Source organism: Nocardioides immobilis (genome assembly GCF_003515065.1).
GTDB classification, from domain to species: Bacteria; Actinomycetota; Actinomycetes; order Propionibacteriales; family Nocardioidaceae; genus Nocardioides; species Nocardioides immobilis.
The window spans coordinates 26,493-42,599 of the sequence record NZ_QXGH01000035.1; the positions used below are offsets into that span (position 1 = coordinate 26,493).

A 16,107-nucleotide genomic window follows, 5' to 3' on the forward strand; every position below is an offset into this window, starting at 1 on the left:
CTACCGTGGCCAGCATGCCCGCCGAGTCGTCCCACCCCACACATGGCCGGGTGCCGGACGGTGACATCCCCGAGGGGATGAGCCCCGACGCCCGGGACACGTGGCCGCACCCCGCCCTGATCGACTCCTGGCTGGGCGACGCCGAGATCGACTTCGAGTTCCGTCCCGGCGAGGGCGTCGCCGTCCACGACGACCCGGAGGCGCGGGCGGCAGCGCGGCGCTTCCGCGACGTGCTGGGCACCTACGCCTCGGGCATCACCGTCGTCACCACGATCAGCAACGGTCAGCCGGTCGGCATGACCTGCCAGTCGTTCTCCAGCGTGTCCCTCGACCCGCCGCTCGTCTTGTTCGTGCCGGCGAAGTCGTCGCGCGCGTGGCCGCTGATCCAGCGCAGCGGGCGGTTCTGCGTCAACGTCCTGGCTGCGGACCAGGAGCACGTCTCGGCGCAGATGGCGACCAAGGGGACCGACAAGTTCGCCGGGATCCCGTGGCACCCGGCCGAGGTGACCGGATCGCCCGTGCTCGAGGGCACGCTCGCGCACCTCGACTGCACGATCCAGACGGTCCACGAGAGCGGCGACCACTTCGTCGTGATCGGCAGGGTCGAGCACCTCGCGACGACCGGGGGCGACGTGGCCGAGCCGCTGCTGTACTACCGCGGCCGCTACCGCACGACGGAGTCGTGAGCGCGACTAGGTATTGTCGACGGACATGGGGGTTGTTCACCGAGTCGCTCTGCTCGCCGTCGGCACGCTCGTCACCGGGACGCTGGTCGGCACGACGCCGACGAGCGCCGCGCCAGGAGCGACCGCGCCGAGCGTGGTCGGCTCGAGTGACACCGACGTCGTTGCAGCGCCTCAGGCGATGGACCGCGCCCGGGAGATCCGCCGCTACTGGACGCCGGAGCGGATGGCTGCGGCCGTCCCGATCGAGGAGCTGCTGCCCAGCCTCGGCGGCTCGACGACGTACGGCGACACGCAGGCCCGTGACCAGCAGCGCACCGCGCAGCGGGGCGTCCGTGTGCCACGCACCGCCGGCAAGCTCTTCTTCCGGGTCGACGGCGGCGACGCCGTCTGCTCGGCGGCGGCGATCAAGACCAAGAGGCGCAACCAGGTCATCACCGCCGGGCACTGCGTGCACACCGGGCCCAACGTCGGCCTGCTCCAACGGCCCCACTTCTACAGCCACTGGGTGTTCGTTCCGCGCTATCGCAAGGGGCGGGCGCCTCTGGGTCGGTGGGTCGCCAACAACGCGTACGCGTTCAACGGCTGGATCGAGCGCGAGGCGTACCGCTACGACCAGGCGATCATCTCGTTCAAGCGGCGCGACGGTCGCCGGCTGGTGGACCGGGTGGGCGGCAACGAGGTCGTCTGGGGCAAGCGGCCGCGGCACTGGGGCGTGCGGATCTGGGGCTGGCCCGCGCAGTCGCCGTACGACGGAGAGACCGCGCGTCGCTGCGACGGCCGCACTACTCGCTTCGAGGGCACGTCCGACGCGGCGATGCGCGAGTGCGACCTGACGGGCGGCGCCAGCGGCGGCCCGTGGCTCCTGCCGCGCGGCCGGACCGTCAACACCGGCCGGATCTGGGCGGTCACCTCCCGCCGGCTGCTCGCGCGTCCGGTGCTCCTCGCGACTCCGATCCCGCGTGAGATCCGTCGCATGATCCGCGCGGCCAATCGCTGATCGACACCGGTTCGCCCCTGCAACTGGCACCATCGGTCCTGCTATGCGCAGCCTGGACCCGACCGAAGACTTCGCCATCCAGCTGGTGCGTCGGTTCCTCGTCCTGTGCGAGCACCCGCGGACCCGCGACCGGATGCTGCGGATCGTCGCGCGGTCGTCCCAGTCCGGCGACGACGCGCCGCGCATCCTCCGCTGGCTGAACCGGGCGCTGCTGCTGCCGCTGATGCGCCGTGGCACCCGGCCCATCTCCACGATGAAGTGGGAGCTTGTCGTCTCCCAGCTGTTCGGGATGGCGACGATGCGCTACCTGCTCGAGCTCGAGCCGATCGCGTCGGCATCCCGGGACGACGTGGTGTCGATGACCGCGCCCGGCGTGCTCGCCGTCATGCAGGGCCCCGACGGGGTGTTCAGCAACCTCGTGGTCGACGAGGACGAGGACTTCGCCGATCTCGGTGAGCCGTCCGACTTCGACGAGGTCGGTCTCCTCGACGAGGTCCCACGGAGGCGACCGCGGCGGGGCGTCGGCGGCGTCGTACGCCGGTCCGCCCGGCGGGACCGTTCGACTCATCCCGGCCGGTAGACGCACCACGATCCGGTCTGCACCGTCTCGTCGAGGTGGGCAGCGAGGTCGGGATGCACCTCGGAGATCCGCCGTACGGCGTCGCGGATCCGCGCTGTGACCGCCTTCCTGGCCCGCTCGGCGTCGTCCCCGAGCCGGCGGTCCCGACCACCGAGCCCGACGGCCGCTGCCAGTGCCTCGACGAGCGCGGACCGTTCGTCGCGGGCACGCTCGGCGCGGAAGTCGTCGTGGTCGGCCTCAGCGTCCGCGATCTCCGCGTCCAGGTCGACCAGCCGGCGTCGGAACGCCGCCTTGGCCACGTCGTCCAGGACGGGGTCCGCCCCCGCCACGGGCCGGTGACCCATCAGCTCGGTGGCCGCCACCTCCTGGCCGCTGCAGCCCAGGAGGTGGGCCAGGTCCCGGACACCCTTGCTGTCCGGCACGTGTCCGACGCGGCCCTGCCAGGAGAGCGTCCACACCTCGCCGGAGCGCACGAACCGTGGAAGGTCCGGCGCGGCGGGCCCGATCGAGTCGCGGAGGCCGGTGGCGAAGCCCTGCCAGCGGGGGCATCCCAGCGCGGCCGACATCGCGGCAGCGGCGGCGTAGTGGTCTCGCGCGCCGTCGGGGTCGCCGAGGGCGACGGCGAGATGACCGAGGTACAGGTCGACCGGACCCCAGAACGACGCGCACCCTCCGACCACGACATTCGTCCCGGCGTACGGCAGCAGGTGGTCGTAGCACCGCTCGGTCTCCGGGTTGCGTCCGCCGGCGGCGAGGGCCTCCGCCGCGAGGGCGTCGAACTCGAGGTCGTACTTCTCCACCAGTAGCACGTCGAGGGACAGCGTGAGCGCGATCCGGCGGGCATGCTCGGCGTCGCCCTCGGTCCGCAGTGCGGCGGCCGTGAACGCGTCGCGCATCGGGATCAGGTCGATCTCGGTCATCGTGTCGAGCATCGCCATCCGGTCGCCGGCGAAGAGCGAGAGCGGCCACCGCTGGGTGCCGTGGACGCCGGCGGCGTCCGGCACCCCGATCCGCAGACCGAGCTCCAACGCGGCGACGGACGATGAGACCGCCTCCTCGACGGACCCGGTGACGAGTCCGAGGGTCGCCTTCCTGCTCAGCGCCTCCCACCGGCCGCGGGCGTGGCCGAGGTCTTCCACCTGCTGGCAGTACTGCGCGAGCTCCACGAGGCCGCGGCGGTCGTTCTTCTCCAGGAGACAGGCCGCGCGCAGCACCCGGGCCTGGGCGGTCAGCTCGTCGTCCCCGGCGGCCGCGGCTGCGCCCGCCATGTCGTCGATGACGAGAAGCCGGGCGTCCGCAGTCCCCGGTGTCCACAGCGCGTCGTGCAGGGCGAGCAGGCAGGTGGCGAGCACCCGGGGGGTGTCGAGCTCGCGCGCGGTGCGGACGGCCTGCTGCGCCGTCTCCTGCCACCGGGTCGCAGGCCCGCCGGCGTGCCGCAGCTCCCGCGCCAGCGCGGCGAGCAGCAGCGCCCGCTCGGAGGTGCCGTGCCGAGCGAGTCCCACTGCCTCCTCGAGCAGCCGGACCTGGGCGTCGTGGTCGCCGCGCGCCCCGACCTCGTGGAGCCCGAGGGCAGCGGCGGTGAGCGCGCCTCGGTCGTCGACGTCGCGTGCGGCCTGGGCAGCGGCCACGTACGTGTCGCGCGCGGCCGGATCGCCCGCGCGCAGCTCAGCGTCGGCCAGCGCGAGCAGCAGCGCCGGATCGGCGCGATCGGTCAGTGCCAGGGCACGGCGGTAGAGCCGGACCGCTTCCTCGTGCCCCAAGCGTGCCGTGGCCTCGGCGGCGGCGCGGGTCAGCCAGTCGACCGCGAGCTCGGCGCCCGGCACCGCCTCGCCGGCAGCCGGCCGGGGGAGGGCCGCAGCCAGATGGGCCGCGATCCGCGCCGCGGGTGCCCTGCCGTCGCCGGCCGAGCACCGGATCCAGGCCGCCGCCACCGCTCCGTGGCGGCGGCGCCGGTCGTCCGGCGACAGGTCGGCGAGCACCGTCTCGCGGTAGAGGTCGTGGACGAACGGCCGGTCCTGCTCAGCCTCCACGAGCACCCGGGCCATCCGTGCCTCCGTGAGCAGGTCGGCGACCTCCTCGCGGGGCAGCCGGGCCGCGTCCGCCAACAGGGCGATGTCGGCCGTGTCCGCGATCGCGACGGTCGCCAACAGGTCGCGACACGGCGTGGTCAGGCCGGTCAGTCGTTGCCGAAGGGTGTCGGCCACCGTCGCCGGGAGCGCACTCCGGTCCGTGGTACCCGTGCCCCGGGCGACCAGCAGCCGCGCCAGCTCGCGCACGAACAGCGGATTCCCCGCCGTCCGGGACCGCAGCTGGTCGGCATCGGCCCCGGGCACCGCCGTACCGGTGATCGTCGTGACGAGCCCGCTCACGGCGGCGCTGTCGAGGCCGCCCAGGGTGATGCCCTCCGCGTTCGCGGCGAGCCGGTCGAGAGTCGCGGGAGCCTCGAGGTCTCGGTAGGTCCCGAGCACGAGAAGCCGGTGCGCGCCGATCTGCCGGGAGGCCGCGTCGAGGAGCTCGAGGGACGGTTGGTCCGCCCACTGCAGGTCGTCGAGGACGACCACAGCGCCGGCGTCGCCCGCGAGCTCGCCGAGCGCCTCGATGACGCTCTCGTGGAGCTCGAAGCGTGCCGTCGCGTCGTCCGGGGCGCTGCCTCCGAGCAGCACGGCCGCGCGCCGGGTCCGGTCACCGAGTGGCCGCAGCACCTGGGTCCACGGCCAGTACGCCGGCGCCCCGCCGCCCGGTGGGCAGGACGCCCAGACGACCCGCGCGCCCCTGGTGCGGGCGATCGCGCCGACCTCCCGGGCGAGCGCGGTCTTGCCGATGCCGGGATCGCCGGCTACCAACAGCAACCGGCCGGCACCAGCGAGCGCGTCGTCGAGAGCGCCGGCGGCGAGCGCCAGCACTGGTTCCCGACCGACGAGCCGACCACCCATGTTCACGGATTCTGCTCTGTCGACGGCCGTCAGGGGCGCAGTTGGAGGAGCAGGTTCATGGGCGCCTCGACGTCGAGGCGGTCGACCCGGGTGAACCCCGCAGCAGCCGCGGCCGCCCGCAGCTTCGCCTCGCCGGCGACGGTGCCCAGCGGCTGGCCTTCCTGGGCGACGCCGTTGGGGGTGCAGACCGTCGTCGAGATCGAGTACCAGAGCCGGCCCACCGGCGTCAGGTTGTCCTCCAGCCGGTCGGCTGCGGCCGGCTCGATCAGGAGCACCGAGCCGTCCGGTGCCAACGCCTCGCGGGCATGGACCAGCGCACCGACCGGATCGCCGAGGTCGTGCAGGCTGTCGACGAACGTGATCAGGTCGTACGCCGTACCGGGGTAGTCCTTCGCCGTCGCGACCTCTGCTCGGACCCGGTCGCTGACGCGCGCGTCCGACGCCGTGCTTCGCGCGCGTGCGACGGAGGCGTCGTGGTAGTCGAAGCCGTAGACCGTCGCCCGCGGGTAGAGGCCGGCGAGTGCGGTGAGCAGGCCGCCGTACCCACAGCCGATGTCGGCCACCTTGCCCCCGGCCGCGAGCCGCTCGTCGCCGCCATCCATCGCGGCCAGCCACGCGGGCAGGAACGGGATCACGCTCGCGTCGCTGATCTGCGCCATCGCCTCCCAGTGGCCGGGGGAGCGCTCGTGCCATCCGAAGCCCTGGCCGGCCGCGAACCGGTCGCGGAACCGGGCGAGGTCCGCTCCCATCACCGCCATGGCGTCACCGAACGCCGAGAAGAGCGCGGTGGTCGCGTCGTCGGTCAACACGGCCGTGACCGCGGCCGGCAGCGTGAAGGTGCCGTCGGCATGGTCGTAGTCGACGTACCCGGCTGCTGCCTGGGCGGCGAGCCACTCCCGCGCGTACGGCTCGACGGTGCCGACCCGGTCCGCCAGGTCGGCGGGCGTCGCCGGGCCGGTGGCGAGCGCCTTCCACGCACCTGAGCTGATGCCCAGCAGCACCGTCGTCACGCCGATCGCGGCGGCGAAGTCGCCCAACACCTTCTCCATCGCGGCCTCGACCGCGGCCGGGTCGATCTCGGTCTGCACCTGTGTCGTCATCACCTTCTCCTCTCGTTCGCCGACCTGGTCGGTCGCTCGTCCGAAGGCGCCAGATCTGATCTGGCGGCCGCCAGACACGTGCTCGCGCCGAAGGGGTGAGGCGCGCGGACGAACCGGGCGCACGACCACGAGGAGACTCCGATGACCCAGCTGACCCTCACCCGCACGGACGAGGAGGTCGCGGCGGCGTACGCCGATGCCTACGCCAGTGGCGACCTCGACGCGCTGCGCGACCTGCTCGCGCCCGACGTGGTCTCGCGACTGCTCATGCCCGGTGACCTCCGCACGCTGACCGGTGCCGACGCCTTCCTCGAGGAGCTCGCCGGCGCGATCACCGGCGTAGACGCCGCACGGCGGCACTCGGCGTCGGTGGTGCCGATCGGCGAGAAGTTCACGACCCGGTCACAGCTGGTGCTGGAGGCGGGTGGTGGTCGCTACCACCTCGCCCACCTCGAGGTGGTGACGGTGCGCGACGGGCTCGTCGTCGCGATCGACGGCGTGTGCACCGGGTTCCGGCCGGTCGGGGAACGGCGATGAGCGCGCCGTCGCTGTTGTCCGCCCGGATCTCGGGCCTGCACGTCGAGGTCGTGGGCTCGGGTCCGCCGTTGCTCGTCGCCCACGGGGGACCGGGCATGAGCCACGACGTCTATCGCAGCCTCGACCCACTGGCTGACCGGAGGAAGCTCGTGCTCTGGGACCACCGCGGGCACGGCCGCTCGGCGGCGTTGCCGGACGGGCCGGTCGACATGGAGCAGTTCGCCGACGACGTCGTCACCGTCGCCGACGGCCTCGGCCTGGAGCGGTTCGCGCTGTTCGGCCACTCCTTCGGCGGATGGGTGGCGCTGGAGGCCGCTCTCCGCCACCCCGATCGGGTCTCGGCTCTCGTGCTCGCCGGCACCACGCCCGGCCAGCTCGGCGCCGGCGAGTCACCCGACGACGACCAGGGCCCGCCGCCGCCGGCCGCGGTGGCGGCGCTGTTCGGCGATCTCCCGAGCACCGATGCCGGGCTGGTCGAGATGTACCGCGCGCTCGCGCCGTACTTCCTCCGTGTTGCTGATCCCGCCCTCCTGCGGGACGCTATCGACCCGGCGCTGGTGTCTGCGGACTCGTGCCGGCGGGTCTTCGAGGCCCTCGGCCGCTGGAGCGCGGTGGACCGCCTCGGCAAGATCGGCTGCCCGACGCTGCTCCTCGCCGGCCGGTACGACGTGTTCTGCTCGGTGCAGCAGCACGAGCGGATCGCACGTCGGCTGGCGGACCCGGACGTCGTGGTCGTCGACGAGGCCGGTCACTTCCAGTGGCTCGACCGGCCGGAGATGCTGGACCTGGTGGACGGATGGCTCTCCGCCCGGGGCTGGTGACGACGGATCAGGTGGGTGGACCGTCCAGCACGGTGGGCACGAACTCCATCATCTGCAGTCGGCCGTCGAACGTGCGGTGGTCGACCGTCTCGAGGGCGACATCGGGCCACCCGGTGTAGAAGTGCTCACGGCCCGACGCGCCGTTGATCACGGGAAAGACGACGACCCGGAGTCGGTCCACCAGCCCTGCGACCAGGAGCGACCGACACAGGCTGAGGCTGCCGATGGTGCGCAGGGGAGTGTCGCCGTCCTCCTTCATCCGACGGACAACGTCCGCCGCGTCGCCGGGGACGAGGCGGGTGTTCGCCCACGTGAGCGGCTCCTCGAGGGTGGAGGAGAAGACCACCTTGTCCATGGCGGTGAGCCCGTCCATGTCCTCCTCGCCCGACTCCACGAAGCCGGCGAACATGCGGTAGGTGGTGGCGCCCATCAGTGAGGTGTACGACGCAGCAGCATCCTCGCCGAGCCACGCGAAGTACTCCGGACCGCCCAATCCCCACAGCCCTGGCCAGCCCTCGGCCGACGAGAAGCCGTCCAGCGAGGTGATGACGTCGACCATGAGCTCTGGCATGCGCAGTCCTCCTCCGAGATGGTCCTTCGACCCTGCCTCGTCAGGTGGGCCGGCCGCAACCACGAAGCGCCTCGCACCGTTGAGGCACTCAGTCGGAGGTCGTCCTGCCGAGAGCCGCGGCCCGACCGAACACGTTGTCGAGCATCGGCTCGGTGAGTCGGCCCGTGAAGGTGTTCTGCTGGCTGGGGTGGTAGCAGCCGAGCAGGGTCACGGAGCGCCCCTCGCCCACGAGGGTCGCCTCGACGGCGTGACCGAACCGCGGCTTGGGCCGAGCGACCTGCCAGCCGAGGGCGGCGTACGACCTCAGTGTCGCGTCCCAGCCGTAGCCGCCGAGCGCGACCACGACCCGGACGTGCTCGGCGAGCAGGTGGAGCTCGGCTTCGATCCACGGCGAGCAGGTGTCTCGCTCGGCGGTCGTCGGCTTGTTCTGCGGTGGGGCGCACCGGACAGTCGCGACCATCCGGGTGTCGATGAGCGCGAGGCCGTCGGTGGCGTCCACGCTGGTGCCCTGCGTGGCCAGGCCGACCCGGTGCAGGGACGCGAACAGCCAGTCACCGCTGCGATCGCCGGTGAACAGCCGGCCGGTGCGGTTCGCACCGTTCGCGGCCGGGGCGAGGCCGACCACCAGGATCCGGGGTGTTGGAGAGCCGAAGCCTGGGACAGGCCGGCCCCAGTAGGGCTGGTCGGCGTACGACGCGCGCTTGGTGTGCGCCACGTCCTCGCGCCAGCGGAGCAGCCGCGGACATGCGCGGCAGACACTGATCCGGGCGTCGAGCTCGTCGAGGCCGACGCGACCGGCGAGGCGACGTACCTGCGCGGGTGTCAGCGCGACTGGCGTCTCCTGGGTCGCCGGGTCACCGGGCCAGCCGGTGCCGGGCGGCACCGGTGAGGGAAACAGCTCGCCGGTCGCCGGGTGCGGCAGGAGGTCGTCGCTCACGGTCCCCATCCTCCTGGGTTCCGGGGCGGGTCTGGCTGCTCACCTCGGGGTCAGGACGCCTGTCCGACCGACTCGCGTCGGTGAGGGGCTGCGATCCTGGGTGGGTGACATCGACGGAAGCGATGGGGACCACCCGATGGCTCTGGCCGCTCCTTGCCGACCTCGCGTGCGTGGTCGCGCTTGCTGTCGGTGGGAAGAACACGCACGACGCGAGTGACTCGGGCTGGGTCGTGCTCGTCATCGCGTGGCCGTTCGCGTTGGCTGCCGTACTGGCACACGTGTGTCTGACCTGGCAGGGGCGGCGGGCACATCGCGTCTGGCCGGAGGGCGCGATCGTCGTCGCCGCGACCTACGTGCTCGGCATGATCTTGCGAGCAGTCTCGGGCCGCGGCCTCGCTCCCGGCTTCCTCGTCGTGGCTGCGATCTTCCTCGCGTTGACGATGTTGGGATGGCGCGGCGTGGTTCGCATTGCAAGGGGCCCTGAGGCTCGTTCATCAGATCCGCCGAGTCCCGAGGTCAGCCGTCCGTAGGCTCACCCCATGGGAGAGCCGCTGCGCAACACGTACGTCCTGGTCGACGGGGAGAACATCGACGCCACTCTCGGCGCTTCGATCCTGGGACGGCGCCCCCGGCCCGAGGAACGTCCTCGATGGGAGCGGTTGCTGCAGTTCGCGACGGAGCGTTGGGGTCAGCCGACCAGCGGCCTGTTCTTCCTCGCCGCGAACAACGAGCTACCGATGCCGTTCGTCCAGGCTCTCCTCGCGATCGGCTACCGACCGATCCCGCTCTCCGGAGGACCCGGAGAGAAGGTCGTCGACATCGCGATCCAGCGCACCCTTGTCGAACTGGGTCATCGCGACGCTGACGTCCTCCTGGTCAGCAACGACGGCGACTTCGTCGAGCAGATGCGTGACCTGCTGGACGGTCGGCGCGTAGGAGTGATCGGGTTCGCGGAGTTCCGCAACCAGACCTTCCTCCAACTGGCCGACCAGGGCCTCGAGTTCTTCGACCTCGAGTACGACGTGAGCGCCTTCAACGAGCGACTGCCGCGAGTCCGCATCATTCCGATCGAAGAGTTCGACCCCGCCCAGTTCCTGTAACCGGTGTCGGTCGGAATCAGCAGCGGACGACGGTCTCGGCAACGCAGCGGTCGTGGTTCCGCCGCCCGTTGGCGTAGTCGGTGCCGGGCCCTCCGATGAGGATGTCCGGCATGTACTCGCCCACCAGCGTGTCGTCGCCCGGACCGCCACGGGCGACTGCCTCGGCGTCGTCGCCCAGGTAGCCGCACTCGACATCGGCGGGGGCGATCGCCTCCAGGATGTCGTCGCCCGGTCCGCCGGCGACCACTCCCCGGCAGCCGATCCACAGCACATGCTCCGGCGCCGCCGTACCGGCCACGTCGAGCCGCCAGGCTGACAGCCGGTACCGCTCGAACTCGCCGATCCGGGCGCGGACCGCCTCGTCTGCGGGCCGGAACAGCAGGCTCCCGCCGACCAGGTCGAGATCGACGCGTCGCGCTTGGTCGCCGGCGCCGGCGTTGAGGATGAACGAGTCGGTCCCTGCGCCGCCGTCGTACGTCGCGTGGTCGACGAGCCGCTTGGTGTGGAGATGGAAGGCGATCCGGTCGTCGCCTCCGCCGAGGTCGACCGAGGTGAGCGGCACCACCGAGAAGACCTTCTCCGGACCGTCGCCGCCGACGAACGACGGTGCCACCCAGCCACCCCAGGGTGTGAGTTCGAAGCTCTCCATGCCGCTCCAGGTCAGGACCGGCTCTCCGGCGTACGTCGCCTGCCCGGCGGCGTTGTCGATGGCCCAGGCGCGGCGCATCGTGCTTCGTCCGAACTCGATCTCGTCGGATCCCGAGCCGCCCTGGATCGGGAGCGCCGGATCACCCGGGCCTTCCAGCCCCACCTCGTCGTCGCCAGAGCCGAGGTCGATCGCGTCATGGTCGCGGTCGCCGGGTACGCCGCCGGTCACCACCCAGTCGTCACCGCCAGCGGTGGTCACGGTGTCGGAGCCCTGGCCACGCGGCGACAGCTCAGAGTCCGCTGCAAAGACCCGGTCCGGCCCGGGACCACCCAGGTAGGTGTCGTCCCCGGTGCCGAGGTCAACGCGTGCCGAACCAGCGCCACTTGCCGAGGTGTCGATGACATCGTCACCCGCGTCCGCGTACACGTCCGCGTCTTCCTTCCGCGTCCCGCCGGTCACGCAGATGAGGTCGTCGCCATCCCCGGCGTCCGTCACGAAAGCGCCGTTGGTGACGATGACGTCCGGACCGTCGGTCCCGTCGATGTCCGCTCCGGGCGTACCAACGATGGTGGCCTCATGTCCGTGGCAGAACTCCGCACCGACTGCGACCACCTCAGCGCTGCCGCTCAGGCCGACTCCGGCGACGGCGAGTGCGACCGCTGACAGGCAGAACGCTTGGCGAGAGCGACGCATGCAACCCAATCTCTCATCGCGGTCGCGCCGGGATACGAGGTTCACCGATCTGGCATCGACCCCGCCGAGAGTTCCGCGGTCGCTCGCGACGATATGACGCTGTTATGACGGGCCCGTAGGAAACGCGGCAGGGTCGAAGGTCGCCCCGCCGAAGGTGCGTGCGAGCGCCTTCACGATTGAACGGAACTCCGCGTCGGTGAGGTCGGACTTCATTCGATTGATGAGGTCGGCAACCAGCAAGACGTTGGACTCGTCACCGGATGTCACGTGCTCCCAGGTTGGGTAGCGGCGACCACCGCGTTGGTCGTCGAGGGGAACTCCCGTGTAGCGGCAGCGGAACCACCGATCGCCGGATCCCACTGGCGCCTCATCGCCGCCAGACGTGCTTCGCGACTGACGGCTCTCCCACGTCCCAGAGCGTCCTTACGGGTCTCGACACGTTGGAGCAGGCGACGGCATGCGTCGCATGCATACGACCTTGGAACCGAAGGCCTGCCACAGGCTTTGCACACGGGCGAAGCAGCCCAGTACGACGTCGCGCTCATTCTCGTCACGGTAGCTGGGTCTGGGTCCCGTGCCGCTGCGCTTGGCGGATCCTGAGTAATCGACGCACGCCCTCGTAGCGTCGGAATACTCTCCCACCAGGGCAGGCCACGGATGGAGGTGTCCTGGTCGGACAGCCCGCTCGCCCCGATGGCGACGATCAACGGCCGCCTCAGCTCGTGGGCCCGGTGGCTGGTCGCCGAAGGCCTCGTACGGCTCAAGGGGCTCGCGATCATCGTCTTGGTCGCGACCTTCGCAGCTTGGCTCATCTCGTGGCTGCCGTACTGGCTGATCGCTTGGATGGCCATCGTTGATGGGGACTTGGTGTCCCGTGAGGACTACGAAGGTCTGTGGGAGCCGGGTGCCCCCTCTGGAGGTACTGGCTGCCGGCCCTCATCGCCCTCCCCGTCATGGTCGCGGCCCTGAACTCCATCTTGCGCCGCTGCGAACCGCGCTTGGCCTCCGCGGAGCGGACCGCGTCGGAGGCAGCGTTAGAACGGGAGAGGGCCGAACGCAGAAAGGACGACCGTGCCGTCCTGGACACGATGGTCAGCACTCAAAACGGCGCAGCAGCGGAGCACGTGACTGCCATTCACACCGCGGCGACGGGGGCTGCGCACGCACCCCGGCACCTGAGCTTCTACCTTGTCGCCATCGCAATCACCGCTGCCTTCGTCCCGGCGTTCGCCCTCGACTACTGCATCTATCCCTGGGATGCCTCTGTAGACAGCATCGGCGAGCGGGTAGCGGTCACGCTTCTCTTGGGCATCGTTGTCGTCTTCGCCGTCTTTTCTCGGCGTGAAACTGGCGTTGCTGTGTGTCAAGGGCATCCGATGGTGGCGGTACGCCGCAGCCCACCATCTCGTCGGCGCCACGCTCGAACTAGGCGGTGCAGCGGACGAACCGCGCGCTTGAACCGTTTTACGTCTGGCCGCCAGTCTCTGGAGGGGTGGACTTCTTGGTGCTGCTCTTGGAGATGTTGCTGATCGCGTCGTGCAAACCCTTGGCTCCTCCGCCGGTGACCAGGCCAGTGATTGCCATCATCAGGATCTGCTCGCGAGTTTCGAACTGCGTGCCGAAGTCGACACCCGCCGTGGTGAGGAAATCCGCCTCGAGATAACCGCACAGCGCCATCCCTAGCGCAGCCGTCAGGCCGAAGACGACCGCAGCGCGATTAGCGCGAAGTTGGTCTATTTCGGCTTGCGCGTTGGCGGCTTCCTTGGCGGTGGTTGCCGTGGTGGCCGCCGCGACCTTCTGGTCGCGTTTGATCTCCACTTTGGCCTTTCCGAAACCAGGCACCCATTCGAAATGTGGCAACAGAACTTCCACCAGCCGTTCGGCTGATTGGGCTGCGACATACAGCAGTGCGAACGCACCGGCGCCCTCGATTGGGGTGTACGTGGGTCCGCCCTTGGTGCCGAACGCCTCGACCGCTACCCAAAGCCCTATCGCGAACGCCGCCGCGCCGGCGAGAGTTGCTGCGAACTGGGGTGACGAGTTCTTCTTCTGGTCGGTCGATGCCGCGGCAGGGGCCGGACTGGCAGTCTGCGGAGCGGGACTGACGTTGCGATTTCGCCCGTCGCCAACGTTCGTCACAATCAGGGGAGCCGAGGTGCGATGCATGAACAGGGCCATAAGAGGACCTTCCAAGACCGAGTGGGGATTCCCACCGTATCGACCCTGATTGGGGCCGTCTCGAGTTCAGCGAAAGCAGACTGGATTCCGTTGCAAAAGGGCACCGACCGGTCTGCCAGAAAGCAGAACGGAAGGGGGCGTGATGTCCTAACGTTGCTCCACCGAATGCCGCAGGATAGCGGCGGCCTTTTGCGGCTCGGCCGACATGAGGCGGGTCCGGAGGTGGTGTCGTGCTCGGGGACGAGACAATCGCGTTGGACGACGGCCGAGTCCGCGTCCGACAAACCAGCGGACTGAGCGTGACCGTCGAGCAACCAAGCAGGACGGTGTCGGTCGGTCGCCGCCGGGTCCATTTCAAGTACGCCCTCGAGGTTTCGGCTCAAGACATGGGCGGGCGGCTGACGATCACAACATCGTCTGCGGGCAAACGGCTTCTGACTGTGCTGGTCGCAGTCGGTGGCCGCTACCACCTCGTGCCCGAGTCGCGGCGTCGGGGGAGGGAGCGGACCTTCACGCTCGAGATCTCCGCGGCTGGGACGGAGCAGGTGGTCGTCATCGAGCACACGGCCGGGCTGGTCTTCGAGGATCTGCCCGGCCCCCTGCCCGAGCTGGAGGACTTCTGGCGGCGCGAGACAGTCCTGCCGCGGCAGTTCGACAGGACCCGCCGGGCACGAGCGGAGCCACCGCCCATGGATGGGCCGATCGTCGCTGGGGGAGGCGGACCGCTCCCGGAGGAGATCGTCCGGGAGTCCTTCATCAGGGCCGACGAGATGGCGGAGGCCATCCCGGATCCTCCGCCGGAACCCGCGCAGGCGGTGCTCGCCGAGGTGGGCGCGAACATGCCGAGCGAGGTGCACCTCGACGACACGGTTCCGGTCGAGGTGCTGCTCAGTCGCAAGGAGGTGTCCACCTTCGCCGGCACGTCCCACGACGAGCAGGTGATCGTGATGGACCCGGACAAGCCGCTGGACCTCGTCCTCCTGCGACGGGGGTTCGACCTCGACGCCCGCGAGGTTCCGTTCGAGACCGGTCGGCGGAGCCTCCACCTGTCTTCCGAGGATGCGTCAGAGGTCAAGGTCGTCTTCTGGCTGCGGGCCGCCCAGGAGGGGGTGGGGGAAGTCCAGGCGTCGTCCGGCAGGACAACCCCCTGCCGCTCGCCACGCTCCGCCTCACGGCAACCGTGCTGTCCCCGTCGGACACGCCCCGGGACCGCGCAGCGGCCGAGGCGGCCGCCAGAGACCGGGCTCCCACCAAGCGATCAGCCACCATGCGGGGATTCAAGTCGTTGGTGAACCCCCAGACCCTGGTCATCGACGAGAACCTGGTCGGAACCACCTCGCGGCTCTCCTTCGATCTCGCTCTTCCTGATTTCAGGGGCGGGTTCGCCCGCGTCGTGGAGGACAAGAGGGCGCTCCTGCTGAGGCTGTTCCGCGCGCTCGACGACGCCTGGCGCGAGATTCGGAACATGCCGGACCCGGTGGCGCGCGAGAGGGCGTTCCAGGAGAGCCTCCGGACGCTGGGCTCGCAGCTCGCACGGGACGTGCTGCCGCGGGAGCTCCTCGACCACCTTCGCGACCACCTCGAGGACCTCGACGAGCTTGCCGTGATCACCAGCGGTGAGACCGACATCCCGTGGGAGCTGGTCCATGTTTGGGGGCCGGACGCTGGTGAGGATCCCGACGGGCGCGGTTTCCTCGGCCGGGTGGGTCTTGTCCGCTGGGTCTACAACACCGGACACCCTACGGAGCTGTTGATCCGGCCTGGCCGCGGCCACTACCTCATCCCCGAGTACGTCGACCCGGTCCTCGAGCTGCAGCAGTCACACCTGGAGCCGACGTACCTCCAGCCTTTCGGTGCCACCGCCATCGACCCGCCCGACGCCGCCGGCATCGCCAAGCTCATCACCAGCGGGAACGTCGACCTGCTCCACTTCGCCGGCCACGGCGTTAGCAACGACATCGACGTGCCGCCGGTCAGGGAGATGGCTCTCGCGGACTACCGCGACGGCGCGGCGTCGGTGCCGGGCGCCGACCGGTCGCGCATCGCTTTCAGCGTCGAGGACCTCCGCCGAGCCCTCCCCGACACCGCCTCGGACCCCGGCCCGCTGGTCTTCCTGAACGCCTGCGGGATCGGCCAGGCGCCGTCGACCCGCGCGGAGATGGGCGGTTTCGCCGAGACCTTCCTGCGCGGTGGAGCGGGCGCCTTCGTGGGCTGCCTGTGGTCGGTCGGAGACCAGCCCGCCCGTGAGTTCGTGGCGGCGTTCTACGACGCGCTCGACACCGGCCACACCATCGGACAGGCCACCCTCGCCGGCCGACGGGCCGC

Annotated in this window: 16 protein-coding genes and 1 pseudogene; 10 read left to right on the forward strand and 7 right to left on the reverse strand. The window is 70.7% G+C overall.

Annotated elements, in window-relative coordinates; all coding sequences use genetic code 11:
• The first annotated feature begins 14 nt into the window (after window positions 1–14).
• Genes D0Z08_RS25815 through D0Z08_RS25825 form a run of 3 tightly spaced genes read left to right on the forward strand, consistent with a single transcriptional unit; the run spans window position 15 to window position 2,263 of the window.
• The gene (locus D0Z08_RS25815; RefSeq protein WP_245994503.1) at window positions 15–686 is read left to right on the forward strand and encodes a flavin reductase family protein; all 672 of its coding nucleotides are present in this window, start codon (window positions 15–17) and stop codon (window positions 684–686) included.
• Between the two features lie 25 nt (window positions 687–711).
• Window positions 712–1,683, forward strand: a complete 972-nt coding sequence (locus tag D0Z08_RS25820) for a trypsin-like serine peptidase (RefSeq protein ID WP_118928162.1) — start codon at window positions 712–714, stop codon at window positions 1,681–1,683.
• Window positions 1,684–1,726: 43 nt separating this feature from the next.
• Window positions 1,727–2,263, forward strand: a complete 537-nt coding sequence (locus D0Z08_RS25825; RefSeq protein WP_118928163.1) for a TetR/AcrR family transcriptional regulator — start codon at window positions 1,727–1,729, stop codon at window positions 2,261–2,263.
• Here the strand turns inward: D0Z08_RS25825 and D0Z08_RS25830 are convergent.
• Together D0Z08_RS25830 and D0Z08_RS25835 are read right to left on the reverse strand one after the other, a co-directional pair.
• Entirely contained in the window at window positions 2,248–5,196 is a 2,949-nt protein-coding gene (locus D0Z08_RS25830) for an ATP-binding protein (RefSeq protein WP_118928164.1), read from the reverse strand. The genes D0Z08_RS25825 and D0Z08_RS25830 overlap by 16 nt on opposite strands.
• Before the next feature lie 29 nt (window positions 5,197–5,225).
• Window positions 5,226–6,296, reverse strand: coding sequence for a class I SAM-dependent methyltransferase (locus D0Z08_RS25835; protein ID WP_118928165.1), 1,071 nt, complete (start codon window positions 6,294–6,296; stop codon window positions 5,226–5,228).
• Window positions 6,297–6,437: 141 nt separating this feature from the next.
• Between D0Z08_RS25835 and D0Z08_RS25840 the strand changes: the two genes are divergently transcribed.
• A complete protein-coding gene (locus D0Z08_RS25840; RefSeq protein WP_118928166.1) occupies window positions 6,438–6,833 on the forward strand; it encodes a nuclear transport factor 2 family protein in 396 nt (131 codons plus the stop codon).
• On the forward strand, window positions 6,830–7,654 hold the full coding sequence (locus D0Z08_RS25845) for an alpha/beta fold hydrolase (protein ID WP_118928167.1): 825 nt from the start codon (window positions 6,830–6,832) through the stop codon (window positions 7,652–7,654). Before D0Z08_RS25840 ends, D0Z08_RS25845 begins: the two co-directional genes overlap by 4 nt.
• A gap of 7 nt (window positions 7,655–7,661) precedes the next feature.
• Here D0Z08_RS25845 and D0Z08_RS25850 read toward each other — a convergent pair whose 3' ends face one another.
• A complete protein-coding gene (locus tag D0Z08_RS25850) occupies window positions 7,662–8,225 on the reverse strand; it encodes a dihydrofolate reductase family protein (RefSeq protein ID WP_118928168.1) in 564 nt (187 codons plus the stop codon).
• Between the two features lie 88 nt (window positions 8,226–8,313).
• On the reverse strand, window positions 8,314–9,162 hold the full coding sequence (locus D0Z08_RS25855; RefSeq protein WP_281271776.1) for a uracil-DNA glycosylase: 849 nt from the start codon (window positions 9,160–9,162) through the stop codon (window positions 8,314–8,316).
• 104 nt (window positions 9,163–9,266) lie between these two features.
• Between D0Z08_RS25855 and D0Z08_RS25860 the strand changes: the two genes are divergently transcribed.
• Entirely contained in the window at window positions 9,267–9,692 is a 426-nt protein-coding gene (locus D0Z08_RS25860) for a DUF3054 domain-containing protein (protein ID WP_245994505.1), read from the forward strand.
• Between the two features lie 9 nt (window positions 9,693–9,701).
• A complete protein-coding gene (locus tag D0Z08_RS25865) occupies window positions 9,702–10,262 on the forward strand; it encodes an NYN domain-containing protein (protein WP_118928171.1) in 561 nt (186 codons plus the stop codon).
• 16 nt (window positions 10,263–10,278) lie between these two features.
• Here the strand turns inward: D0Z08_RS25865 and D0Z08_RS25870 are convergent, their stop codons facing one another.
• Window positions 10,279–11,604 carry a hypothetical protein gene (locus D0Z08_RS25870; protein WP_118928172.1) on the reverse strand — a complete coding sequence of 442 codons (1,326 nt, stop codon included), beginning with the start codon at window positions 11,602–11,604 and terminating at the stop codon, window positions 10,279–10,281.
• A 663-nt stretch (window positions 11,605–12,267) separates the two neighbouring features.
• Between D0Z08_RS25870 and D0Z08_RS25880 the strand changes: the two genes are divergently transcribed.
• A complete protein-coding gene (locus tag D0Z08_RS25880; RefSeq protein ID WP_147381540.1) occupies window positions 12,268–12,573 on the forward strand; it encodes a hypothetical protein in 306 nt (101 codons plus the stop codon).
• Window positions 12,574–13,068: 495 nt separating this feature from the next.
• On the opposite strand, the gene D0Z08_RS31765 is transcribed toward D0Z08_RS25880, so the two are convergent.
• Entirely contained in the window at window positions 13,069–13,782 is a 714-nt protein-coding gene (locus tag D0Z08_RS31765; RefSeq protein ID WP_147381541.1) for a hypothetical protein, read from the reverse strand.
• 440 nt (window positions 13,783–14,222) lie between these two features.
• Between D0Z08_RS31765 and D0Z08_RS25890 the strand changes: the two genes are divergently transcribed.
• Entirely contained in the window at window positions 14,223–15,074 is an 852-nt protein-coding gene (locus D0Z08_RS25890; RefSeq protein WP_147381542.1) for a DUF7363 domain-containing protein, read from the forward strand.
• Here the strand turns inward: D0Z08_RS25890 and D0Z08_RS32365 are convergent.
• A complete protein-coding gene (locus tag D0Z08_RS32365; protein ID WP_182481494.1) occupies window positions 15,041–15,430 on the reverse strand; it encodes a hypothetical protein in 390 nt (129 codons plus the stop codon). The two genes, D0Z08_RS25890 and D0Z08_RS32365, sit on opposite strands and share 34 nt — an antisense overlap.
• Before the next feature lie 54 nt (window positions 15,431–15,484).
• Between D0Z08_RS32365 and D0Z08_RS33780 the strand changes: the two are divergent.
• A pseudogene (locus D0Z08_RS33780) lies at window positions 15,485–16,036 on the forward strand (CHAT domain-containing protein); the annotation flags it as partial.
• Between the last annotated feature and the right edge of the window lie 71 nt (window positions 16,037–16,107).

Excerpts from the sequence above, each read along its gene's own strand:
- D0Z08_RS25815 (WP_245994503.1), top strand. The coding sequence starts at position 15 with ATGCCCGCCGAGTCGTCCCACCCCACACATGGCCGGGTGCCGGACGGT.
- D0Z08_RS25820 (WP_118928162.1), top strand. The coding sequence starts at position 712 with ATGGGGGTTGTTCACCGAGTCGCTCTGCTCGCCGTCGGCACGCTCGTC.
- D0Z08_RS25825 (WP_118928163.1), top strand. The coding sequence starts at position 1,727 with ATGCGCAGCCTGGACCCGACCGAAGACTTCGCCATCCAGCTGGTGCGT.
- D0Z08_RS25830 (WP_118928164.1), bottom strand. The coding sequence starts at position 5,196 with ATGGGTGGTCGGCTCGTCGGTCGGGAACCAGTGCTGGCGCTCGCCGCC.
- D0Z08_RS25835 (WP_118928165.1), bottom strand. The coding sequence starts at position 6,296 with ATGACGACACAGGTGCAGACCGAGATCGACCCGGCCGCGGTCGAGGCC.
- D0Z08_RS25840 (WP_118928166.1), top strand. The coding sequence starts at position 6,438 with ATGACCCAGCTGACCCTCACCCGCACGGACGAGGAGGTCGCGGCGGCG.
- D0Z08_RS25845 (WP_118928167.1), top strand. The coding sequence starts at position 6,830 with ATGAGCGCGCCGTCGCTGTTGTCCGCCCGGATCTCGGGCCTGCACGTC.
- D0Z08_RS25850 (WP_118928168.1), bottom strand. The coding sequence starts at position 8,225 with ATGCCAGAGCTCATGGTCGACGTCATCACCTCGCTGGACGGCTTCTCG.
- D0Z08_RS25865 (WP_118928171.1), top strand. The coding sequence starts at position 9,702 with ATGGGAGAGCCGCTGCGCAACACGTACGTCCTGGTCGACGGGGAGAAC.
- D0Z08_RS25870 (WP_118928172.1), bottom strand. The coding sequence starts at position 11,604 with ATGCGTCGCTCTCGCCAAGCGTTCTGCCTGTCAGCGGTCGCACTCGCC.
- D0Z08_RS31765 (WP_147381541.1), bottom strand. The coding sequence starts at position 13,782 with ATGGCCCTGTTCATGCATCGCACCTCGGCTCCCCTGATTGTGACGAAC.
- D0Z08_RS32365 (WP_182481494.1), bottom strand. The coding sequence starts at position 15,430 with ATGGACCAGCTCCCACGGGATGTCGGTCTCACCGCTGGTGATCACGGC.